At 64.7% G+C, this 10,036-nt stretch carries 9 protein-coding genes; 6 read left to right on the top strand and 3 right to left on the bottom strand.

The genetic code is table 11. The features are described 5' to 3' along the window. From FJZ36_16085 to FJZ36_16065, 5 genes are all read left to right on the top strand, one after another. Positions 1–223: elongation factor 4 (locus tag FJZ36_16085; GenBank protein ID MBM3216420.1), on the top strand; the 223-nt coding region annotated here is incomplete at its 5' end. A gap of 22 nt (positions 224–245) precedes the next feature. Then, entirely contained in the window at positions 246–1,388 is a 1,143-nt protein-coding gene (gene lepB / locus FJZ36_16080; protein MBM3216419.1) for a signal peptidase I, read from the top strand. Beyond that, on the top strand, positions 1,297–2,526 hold the full coding sequence (gene hemW, locus FJZ36_16075) for a radical SAM family heme chaperone HemW (GenBank protein MBM3216418.1): 1,230 nt from the start codon (positions 1,297–1,299) through the stop codon (positions 2,524–2,526). The genes lepB and hemW overlap by 92 nt, the downstream gene beginning before the upstream one ends. Before the next feature lie 77 nt (positions 2,527–2,603). After that, positions 2,604–3,713 (top strand): Zn-dependent alcohol dehydrogenase, encoded by a 1,110-nt coding sequence (locus FJZ36_16070; GenBank protein ID MBM3216417.1) that lies wholly within the window; start codon positions 2,604–2,606, stop codon positions 3,711–3,713. Positions 3,714–3,728: 15 nt separating this feature from the next. Next, a complete protein-coding gene (locus FJZ36_16065) occupies positions 3,729–5,708 on the top strand; it encodes a hypothetical protein (GenBank protein MBM3216416.1) in 1,980 nt (659 codons plus the stop codon). A gap of 9 nt (positions 5,709–5,717) precedes the next feature. On the opposite strand, the gene FJZ36_16060 is transcribed toward FJZ36_16065, so the two are convergent. The 3 genes from FJZ36_16060 to fdhA form a co-directional block, all read right to left on the bottom strand. Next, the gene (locus FJZ36_16060; protein ID MBM3216415.1) at positions 5,718–6,869 is read right to left on the bottom strand and encodes a mandelate racemase/muconate lactonizing enzyme family protein; all 1,152 of its coding nucleotides are present in this window, start codon (positions 6,867–6,869) and stop codon (positions 5,718–5,720) included. A 169-nt stretch (positions 6,870–7,038) separates the two neighbouring features. Next, the gene (locus tag FJZ36_16055; GenBank protein ID MBM3216414.1) at positions 7,039–7,962 is read right to left on the bottom strand and encodes a hypothetical protein; all 924 of its coding nucleotides are present in this window, start codon (positions 7,960–7,962) and stop codon (positions 7,039–7,041) included. A gap of 79 nt (positions 7,963–8,041) precedes the next feature. Then, positions 8,042–9,232 carry a formaldehyde dehydrogenase, glutathione-independent gene (gene fdhA / locus FJZ36_16050; protein MBM3216413.1) on the bottom strand — a complete coding sequence of 397 codons (1,191 nt, stop codon included), beginning with the start codon at positions 9,230–9,232 and terminating at the stop codon, positions 8,042–8,044. 255 nt (positions 9,233–9,487) lie between these two features. Between fdhA and FJZ36_16045 the strand changes: the two genes are divergently transcribed. Next, on the top strand, positions 9,488–10,036 hold a 549-nt coding region (locus tag FJZ36_16045; protein MBM3216412.1), incomplete at its 3' end, for a formate--tetrahydrofolate ligase.

Raw genomic sequence — 10,036 nt, 5'->3', positions numbered from 1 at the left:
GATGTTCGACGTGCCGGTGCAGGCAGCCGTGGGGAGCCGGGTCATCGCGCGCGAGACGATCAAGGCGCTGCGCAAGAACGTGACGGCGAAGTGCTACGGTGGCGACATCACGCGCAAGCGCAAGCTGTTGGAGAAGCAGAAGGAAGGCAAGAGGAGAATGAAGGCGATTGGCAGTGTCGAAGTGCCCCAAGAGGCCTTCATGGCGGTGCTCTCCACGGAGTAGTCGCGGGGCAGCGGCGATCTGCATGGCGCTGGCTGCGTCCCTCGCGTTCTGCATCTACTGTGGGCACACGGCGCTTGCCGCCTCTGGCTTGAGCCCGGACGCCACTTCCGCCAAGGAGAAGGTCGGTTCGATGTCTGAGAATCGCAGCGCGGCAGGAGCCATCGCGACCGACGTCCAGTCCCGGACGGTGAGGGCAGCCATCGGCGAGTACCTCCAGATCGGCTTCGTCGCGTTCGTGATCGTGTTCGGCTTCATTCGTCCGTTCATCGCGGAACCGTACAAGATTCCGTCCGGATCGATGGAGGACACGCTCCTCGTCGGCGACCGCGTGCTCGTCATCAAGTTCCTCTACGGTGTGAAGCTGCCTGGCACATCTCGGCGGCTGTTCGCCTTCAGGAAGCCCCAACGCGGCGATGTCTTCGTCTTCAGCCCCAAGCACGATCCGCGAACGCACTTCATCAAGCGCGTCGTGGCAGTGGAAGGCGACACGGTCGAGACACGGGGTCACTCGCTGCTCGTCAACGGGAAGCCGCTGGTCGGCGAATCGTACGTGAAACACCTCGCCGGATCGCTGCCGGATTTCCCGCCGTTTCATTACCCGCTCGTGCCGTACTTCCACGAATCGCCGACCGTGACGCCGTTCACGCGGGGCTTCGGAGCCCATATCCCGGTGCACGACGTTCAGGTCGGAGACGGCGTTCCGATTGCCTTCCGCGTCGGCGATGAGCCGCAGTTCCTCGTCCGCCACGTGCGCGAGCGCCGGAAGTCGCTTCCTCCCGGAGATGCCGGCGTCAACGAGTACTTCACCGTGGACGCAGAATCGGAGATGGGCAGTCTCCTGATCCGCGTCGTCCTCTACCAGAAGGCGCTCACAGGGGAGTGGTTCCTGTCCGACCGGATCGAGCGCGAGGAGTTCGCGCGGCGGAACGGCGAAGACGCTCCCTTCACGGTTCCCCCAGGGCATTTCTTCGGCATGGGCGATAACCGCGAGAACTCCGCCGACAGCCGAGCATGGGGCCCCGTGCCGTTCGACGTCGTGAAGGGCAAGGCGATTCTCGTCTACTGGTCCTCGAATGGCGACCCCGGAGTGCCCTTCCTCAAGCGGTTCCGCTGGAGCCGTATCGGGCGGTTCATTCGAGCCCAATACGGCGACGGCTCGTGGTAGCCGCACGATGTTCGGCATCTACATCCACATCCCCTTCTGCATCCAGAAGTGCGCCTACTGCGACTTCGTGACCGCCCCGTTCCACGAGCCGAAGGTTCCCGCCTTCCTCGACGCCCTGCACCGCGAGATCGAGCTGAGAGCCGGCAGCGCGCCCGAAGCCGCCACGTCGGTCTTCTTCGGCGGCGGAACACCATCGCTCCTGCGCAGCGACCAGATGCGCGAGCTCATGTCGCGCCTGCGGCAGTCGTTCGCGATTGCCACCGACGCCGAGATCACCGTCGAGGCGAATCCGGGCACGCTCGAACCCCACAAGCTCGAAAGCTATCGCCGCGCGGGAATCAACCGCCTGTCGATTGGGGCCCAGACCTTCGACGATGGGGAGCTCAGCGCTCTGGGGCGTGAACACACCGCAGCCGACACCATCGACACGGTCCGACTCGCCCGTGAAGCGGGCTTCGACAACATCAGCCTCGATCTCATCTTCGGCGTGCCGAGCCAGACGCTTTCGGGGTGGCGGGACACGCTGGACGCCGCGCTCCGTCTGGAGTCAGAGCACATGTCCGTCTACGGTCTCACCGTGGAACCCAGGACCGTCTACGCGCACCGACTGCGAAACGGTGCGCTGGTCCTGCCGGACGATGATGCACAGGCTGCCATGTACGAGATGGGAATCGGCGTCCTCGAAGCCGCCGGGCTCCTGCAATACGAGATCAGCAACTTCGCGCAGCCGGGACGCTCGTCGCGGCACAACCGGCTCTATTGGGACAACGACCCGCACATTGGGCTGGGACCCGGGGCGTGGAGCTACGTGGATGGCGTCCGATCCGGGAACCTGCGCAGCGTTTCAGGCTACGTCAAGCGCGTGTCTGCCGGTGAATCGCCGGTGACGGAGTCCGAGCGACTCGAAGGGCTCGCGCATCGCGCTGAGACACTGACCCAGGCTCTGCGGCAGCGCGAAGGGATCACACGCCAGCGGTACTCCGAGCGCTGCGAGGCGGACTTGATCGACGACTTCGGCGGACCCATCGCGAACCTGGTCGATTCGGGTCTGCTGGAGTGGTCGTCTGATGGCGACCGTCTGCGGCTGACTCGACGCGGCATGCTCCTGTCGAACGAGGTGTTCATGGCGCTGCTGTGACTCCGTGAAACGTTGCGGAGTCAGATTCGCCGGGTTATTCTCCCAGCAAGCACGGAACCGAGGAGAGAGAGCACGCTATGAAGACGCGCGCCGCCATTGTGTATAGCGTCAACGAGCCGGTCGCCGTCGAGGACATCGAGGTCGAAGCGCCTCGCCAGGGCGAGGTGATGGTCAAGATCGCTGCGAGCGGCGTGTGCCACAGCGATCTGTCCGTCGTCAACGGGACGATCCCGATGTCTCTGCCAGCGGTGCTGGGTCACGAAGGAGCCGGCGTCATCGCCGACGTTGGGCCCGGCGTCGAGTCCGTACGCCCAGGTGACGCCGTCATGCTGACGTTCGTGACGGCGTGCGGACAGTGCCACTACTGCACGTCCGGCAGACCCAACCTGTGCTCCAAGCACTGGAGAACGACCCCACGCGGGACGCTCATGGACGGCACGTGCCGGTTCCACAAAGGGGAGCAGCGGTTCTTCCAGATGGCTCGCGCTGGCACGATGTCCGAGTACACCGTCGTGGGCGAGAACGCCGTCATCCGCGTCGACGAATCGACGCCGCTCGACAAGGCGGCGTTGATCGGCTGCGGCGTCATGACCGGCGTGGGAGCGGTCTCCAACACGGTCGGCGTGGAACCCGGGAGCACGGTGGTCATCATCGGCGCCGGCGGCGTGGGTCTGAACGTCGTCCAGGGAGCGGTGCTCGTCGGGGCTGGGCGCATCATCGTCGTCGATATCGTTCCCAGGAAGCTGGAGTTCGCCAGGCGCTTCGGCGCGACGGACGCGGTCGATGCATCCAAGGAGGACGCTGTCGAGCGCGTGCTGGAGATGACGGGTGGTGAAGGCGCGGACTACGCGTTCGAAGCCATCGGCAACCCGACGACCATCGCCCAGGCGTTCCGCATGGTGCGCCCCGGCGGAACCGCCGTCGCCATCGGCATCGCAGGGAAGGACGCGATGGTGTTGATACCGGCGGCGATGCTTCCCTACGGAGAGCGACGGCTGGTCGGATCCATGTACGGCTCGGCTCGGATGCGCGTCGATATGCCTCGTCTGCTGCATCTCTATCGCGACGGCAGGCTCAAGCTCGACGAACTGGTGACCCGCACCTACACGATCGACCAGGTGAACGACGCCTTCGCCGACATGGAGGCTGGGCTCAACGTGCGCGGCGTCATTCTGTTCGAGCGATAGAGCGCGGCGCTGCCCATGGAGCCCAACGATCGACACGCGGCCGGCCGATTCGGTGTGACGTGGCGCGTCGTTGTCGTGGGCTTGCCGCTGGTCGCGCTGCTGTGCGGCATCGTTTCCTACGCCGAACTGGTCATCACGTACGTCCAGATCGGCTTCCTCCAGTTCCCTCCGGCTGTCGTCGCCCTGTTCTTCTTCCTGGTCGCAGCGAACCGCCCTGCCGCGCGATGGACGCCGCACCTCGCTCTGAGCCGATCCGAACTGGCGGTCGTCTATTGCATGCTGCTGCTGGCGGCGATGGTCACGTCGCGCGGGTTGATGGAGAAGCTGATCCCCGCCCTGGTCGCCGTCAACTACTTCGCCAACGACACGAACGCCTGGGCGCACCTCTTCTTCCGCAACCTGCGTCCTGAGCTCGTGCCGTTCTCCGTGAACGGACCTGCGAACCAGGACATCGCGAAGCTGTTTTACGAGAAGGTTGCGGATCCGTCGCAGATTCCGTGGGATGCGTGGCTGGTTCCCCTTGCCGCGTGGGGTGTGCTCGCCTTCTGCGTGTTCTTCGGGTTCTTCTGCCTTGCGGCGATCCTCCGTCGGCAGTGGGTGGACAACGAGAAGCTCTCCTTCCCGCTGACTCAGCTTCCTGTCGAGTTCGTGCGCGAGGATGCGCGAGCGGAGTTCTTCGGGAACCCCTTGATGTGGCTGGGGTTCGGTCTGCCGACGGTCGTGTTCTGCCTGAACGGCATACACCAACACCTCCCGACGGTCCCGGAGATCGGGCTGTCGTACAACCTGCACACGTGGCTGCGCGAGAAGCCGTGGAACGGCATCTTCTACACGCCACTCTTCGTCTCGTTCGCGGCGACGGGGTTCTTCTACCTGTTGCCGACGCAGGTGCTTTTCAGCCTGTGGGTCTTCTTCGCGCTAACACGTGTCGAGGACATCGTGGCGACGGCGCTCGGCTTCCGCATCGGCACGATGCCGCTCTATCCGACGCGGCTCTACATCGGCTATCAGGTCGCGGGAGCCTATGTCGTGCTGACCGCCTACTTCATCTACTCCGGGCTGCCCCATTTCTGGCGGGTGGCGCGCCGCTTCGCCGCGCGGATACCGCGCGGCGAGGAGGAATCTGGGGAGCTCATCTCGTATCGCGCTGCGGTATGGGGGTTGGCAGCCAGCTTCGCCGCAACGGTGGCGTGGTGCGTCTGGGCGGGTATCAGTCCTCTGCTGGCGCTCTTCCAGTTCGGTTTCTACATCGCCTTCACGGCGCTGGTGATGGCGCGGAGCGTCGCAGAGGCAGGGATGCCCATGACCGAGACGTCCTTCCGTCCGACGGACCTCTACGCGATGTTCGGGCAGAAGGCGGCGCTCGGGGCGCGGAACCTGACAACGCTGTCGCTGGTGGATGCGATCTTCGCGCGCGACCTGCGAGGTCTGCCGCTGACGGGCTTCCTGGACAGCCTGAAGATCAGCGACGGGGCGGGCTTCCGACGACGTTCGCTGCTAGTCGTCGCGCCGCTTGCGATGGCGTTCGCGTTCGTGATCGCGGCGGGGCTCCATCTCTGGCTGCCCTACACACGAGGCGCGAACTTCCTCTACGGGTACGTCTACAGCGCCAATCCGATCTGGGCGTTCCAGGACTACGCGCCTGCCGTCGAAGGTCTGCGCCCGCCGATCAGTTGGGTTCCCGCGTTCTTCTTCTGCGTCGGGGCGGTCGTCGCCGTGTTTCTCGCGGCGATGCGAACGCTTTACTGGTGGTGGCCCCTGCACCCGCTCGGATACGCGCTGTCTGCGTCATGGACGCTGATCGTCTTCTGGTTCCCGATCCTGCTCGTGTGGGCGTTCAAGACGCCGCTGCTGCGGTTCTCCGGCGTGCGTGGGTACCGGCGGTTCCGCCCCTTCTTCCTGGGGATGGTCTTCGGCGAGTTCTCGATGGCGGTGCTCTGGACCGGGATCAGTTGGCTGACGAAGGTTCCCGCGCCCGTCTTTCCGTGGCCCTAGCGGCTCGCGTCAGTACTTGCGCTTGTGCCAGTCGTCCTCCCAGAGGTTGAACGACCCCTCCTGGAACGGATGCTCGCGGATCAGGTCTTCGTTGAGTGTGACGCCTAGGCCGGGGCCCGTCGGCAGCGGGAAGTAGCCGTCCACGACTTCCGGGTAACCGCCGCCGATGGCGGTCTCCTTGACCCAGAGCTCCTGAAAGTCGTTGAAGTGCTCCTGGATCTTGAAGTTCGTCGTGCAGGCGGCGAAATGGAGGGCTGCCGCCGTCGAGACGGGTCCGCCGACGTTGTGCGGCGCGACTAGGACGTAGTTGGCGTCCGCCATCGCCGCGACCTTCTTACCGTTCAGGATGCCGCCCATCTGGGTGATGTCGGGCTGGATGATGTCGGCGGCCTCGGTGGCGAATAGGTCGCGGAACTCGAACAGCGTGTGCAACCGCTCGCCGGTGGCGACGGGCGTGCGGATCTTCGCCGCCGCCTTGCGCAGTGCGTCCAGATTGTCCGGCGGAACCGGTTCCTCGACCCAACTCGGCTGGTACCGTTCGAGCTGTGCCGCGATGTCGATGGCTGTCGCTGGCGAGAACCGTCCGTGCATCTCGACGAGGATTTCCACCTCGGACCCCACGGCGTCGCGCACCGCCTCGACGAGAGCGACGGATCGCAGTTTCTCGTCGTAGTCGAGCTCGTAGTGTCCGGCTCCGAACGGATCGAACTTGAGGGCTCGGTAGCCCTTGGCGATCACTTGCTTGGCAGCGGCGTGGAACTCCTCCGGCGTGCGTTCCACGCGGTACCAGCCGTTCGCGTACGCCTTGATGCGGTCGCGGCAGGCGCCGCCCAGCAAGCGGTAGACGGGCTGACCGGTCACCTTCCCGACGATGTCCCAACAGGCGATCTCGACCAGGCTGATGCCGGTCGCTGCGATCTCGCCGACTCGCCCGTAATCGTTGCGGAAGATGCGGAGCGTCAAGTCCTCGATATCGAAGGGATCGCTGCCGAGGACGTGACGCTTGCGGATGCCTTCCAGGTATCCCAGCAGGCTTTCCGTGCGATTGTTAATCCGCACCTCGGACACGCCGACGTACCCGTCGTCGGTCTCCAGTTTGAGGAACGTCAGGTTCCGCCAGCTTGTCCCGAGAACGAGGGGCGTCATCGACGTGATCTTCATCTGGGATACCTCTGGATATGGAGACGAGCAGCGCCGGAGCCCGAAGCGGCGACGGCATGATACGAGTGCACCTTGAAGCGCTCAAGCGCGGGTTGGGTGGTCTGCGTGGAGGGGCACGCCCACGGCCGCCGCCCAACGGACGACGGCCGCGTGGAGGGGTTCGAACGGTCTACTGGATTCGGACGAGCTTCGTCGCCTTGCCGACACCCGCCGAAAGCCATTCGACGCAGTAGATGTTCCCCGCGGTATCGACATGCATGTCATGGGGCGACGAGAACGCTCCAACGACCCAGTCCGATTTGGGCAGATTGGGCCAACCCGGCTTCGTCCAACAGTCGGGACGGTCGCCCAGGTGGGTGATGAGCCGGTCGTTCTTGTCGAAGATGGTCAGCCGCGAGTGCAGGTCGGGAATGTAGATCTCATCCCTCCACTGCACGCTGGTGCAAGGAAGCCGCAGGTCGTAGTCGACCATCTTCACGTACTCGCCGTCCAACGTGAAGTACTGGAGTCGATGGTTCCCGCGATCCGAAACCAAGACGTACTCGGTGCCGGAGCGCGAGTCGATCATGATGCCGTGCGGATTGTTCAACTTGCCCGCGTCGCTGCCGGGCCCGCCGAACGACCGGATGTACTTCGCGTCCTTGCTGTACTGGTGAACCCACGGCTGACCGTATCCGTCGGCGATGTAGAGGTCGCCGTTGGACGCGACAGCGGATTCCGTCGGGACGAACCGGCGCTTGTCGTCGTAGATGTCCGGGCGGTCGGGGGTCGTGATGCGGTAGACCTCTTCGCCGTCGAGCGTCGTCTTGGCGACGAACCCGAGCCCGGTCGCGGACAGATAGAGAAACTCGTCTTCGGCTTCAGCATTCAGGACCATGCCGTGCGCGCCAGCCGAGTACTCCTCGCCCCACGATCCCTCGAAGTTGCCGTCCGGGTCGAAGATGAATACCGAGGGTTTGCCCGTGTGATGGACGAAGATGCGGCCCTGACGATCTTCGACGACTCCGTGCGTTGTGCCGAACGCGACGCCCTCGGGCAACCGACCCCACTGGTCGACGACTTCGTAACGGTGCGTGCCACTCCCAATGACCACACGCTGCTCCTTTCCCTCACCGATTAAGACGGTCGGAGCCCGACGCGCGCCGGGCTCCGACCTGTAGATTTCGGGATCGCTATGCGGCGATCATCTTGTGTGGGTCGATGACGTATTTGCGGGCGGCTCCACGGTCGAAGTCCTGATAGCCGGCCGGAGCGTCGTCCAGCGAGATGACGGTCGCGTTGACCGCCTTGGCGATCTGGATCTTGTCGTAGATGATCGCGTTCATCAGCTTGTGGTTGTACCGCATGACGGGGCACTGTCCCGTCGTGAACGAGTGGGACTTTGCCCATCCCAAGCCGATGCGGATGCTCAGGCGGCCTTCCTTCGCATTCTCGTCCACGGCTCCGGGGTCGCCGGTCACATAGAGGCCCGGGATGCCGATGGCTCCACCGGCGCGCGTGACCTCCATGACCGAGTTGAGCACGGTCGCCGGGTGTTCCTCGGCGACTCCCTTGCCGTGACCACGCGCCTCGAACCCGACGCAGTCCACCGCCGAATCGACCTCGGGAACGCCGACGATCGCCTCGATCTGCTCGAGGAGCGTCGCGTCCTTGCGCAGGTCGATGGTCTCGCAGCCGAAGCTCCTCGCTTGCGCGAGGCGTTCCGGGATCATGTCGCCGACGATGACGCAGGCGGCTCCGAGCAGGTGGCACGATGCCGCGCAGGCGAGTCCCACAGGTCCCGCTCCCGCGACGTAGACAGTGGAACCGGGTCCGACGCCGGCGGAGACGGCTCCGTGGAACCCGGTCGGGAAGATGTCGGACAGTAGCGTGAGGTCCTTGATCTTGGCGAGGGCGATGTCGCGCGGCGGCAACTTGAGCAGGTTGAAGTCGGCGTACGGAGCCATCACGTATTCCGCCTGTCCGCCGATCCAGCCGCCCATATCGACGTAGCCGAATGCCGCTCCGGGGCGTGCCGGATTGACGTTCAGACAGATTCCGGTCTTGCCTTCGCGGCAGTTGCGGCACCGCCCACAGGCGATGTTGAACGGCACGGAGACGATGTCTCCCACCTTGTGGAACTCGACATCGCGTCCGACCTCGATGATCTCGCCCGTGATCTCGTGTCCGAGAACGAGGCCCCCTGGGGCGGTGGTGCGACCGCGAACCATGTGCTGGTCACTGCCGCAGATGTTCGTGGAGACGACCTTCAGAATGACGCCGTGGTCACACTTCCGGTTGCCGAGGGTGAGCTTCGGGAAATCGATGCCCTGCACTTCGACGACGCCTGGACGGATGTAGGCGACGCCGCGGTTGGATGCCACGCCTATGCCTCCCTTCACCGGTGGGTAGCTGCTGACAACGTGATTGTATCAAGTCCCGTGGCTGCGGGCAATTCGGCTTCTTGACTTGCCACGTCTGCGACGCTAACCTACCGGCGACGAAACGATCAATTCCCAATCCCCCGGCGCCGGGATCGATTCCCGCCGGGGATTTTCTGTGCTCGTCGCGGCAGCGCCTTGGGCTCATCGCGCGAGTGGGCTATCCTACGCGAGGCAGGTGGTGAACGACCGGAACTAGTGGAGGGCTACTCGGTGTCGCTACGACCGATTGAGGATGTCGCGCGATCGCTGGGGCTTCGGGACGACGAATACGAGCTGCGTGGGCGGCACATCGGCAAAGTGAAGCTGTCAGCCCTCACGGCGCGTCAGCAACAGTCAGACGGCCGGCTCATCTTGGTCACGGCGATCACTCCGACGTCCGCTGGCGAGGGAAAAACGCTGACGTCCATCGGCTTGGGTCAGGGCTTGACGCACATTGGCAAGAGGACGGTGGTCGCCCTTCGCCAGCCGTCGCTGGGACCCGTCTTCGGCGTCAAGGGCAGCGCGGTCGGTAGCGGCAAGTCCGGGGTCGAGCCGCGTGAGGCGATCAGCATTCACTTCACCGGCGACATCCACGCCGTCGGAGCCGCCCACAACCTGCTCGCGGCGATGCTCGACAACCATCTCGACAAGGGGAACGAACTGCGGATCGACACGAACCGCATCGTGTATCCCCGGTGCATCGACATGAACGACCGGTCGCTGCGAACCGTCGTCGTCGGACACGGCGGCGGACAGAGCGGTGTC

The sequence above is a fragment of the Candidatus Poribacteria bacterium genome, assembly GCA_016866785.1.
In the GTDB taxonomy this organism is placed as follows: Bacteria; Poribacteria; WGA-4E.
Note: the sequence above shows the minus strand (reverse complement) of the source record. Positions and strands in the feature narration are given on the sequence as shown.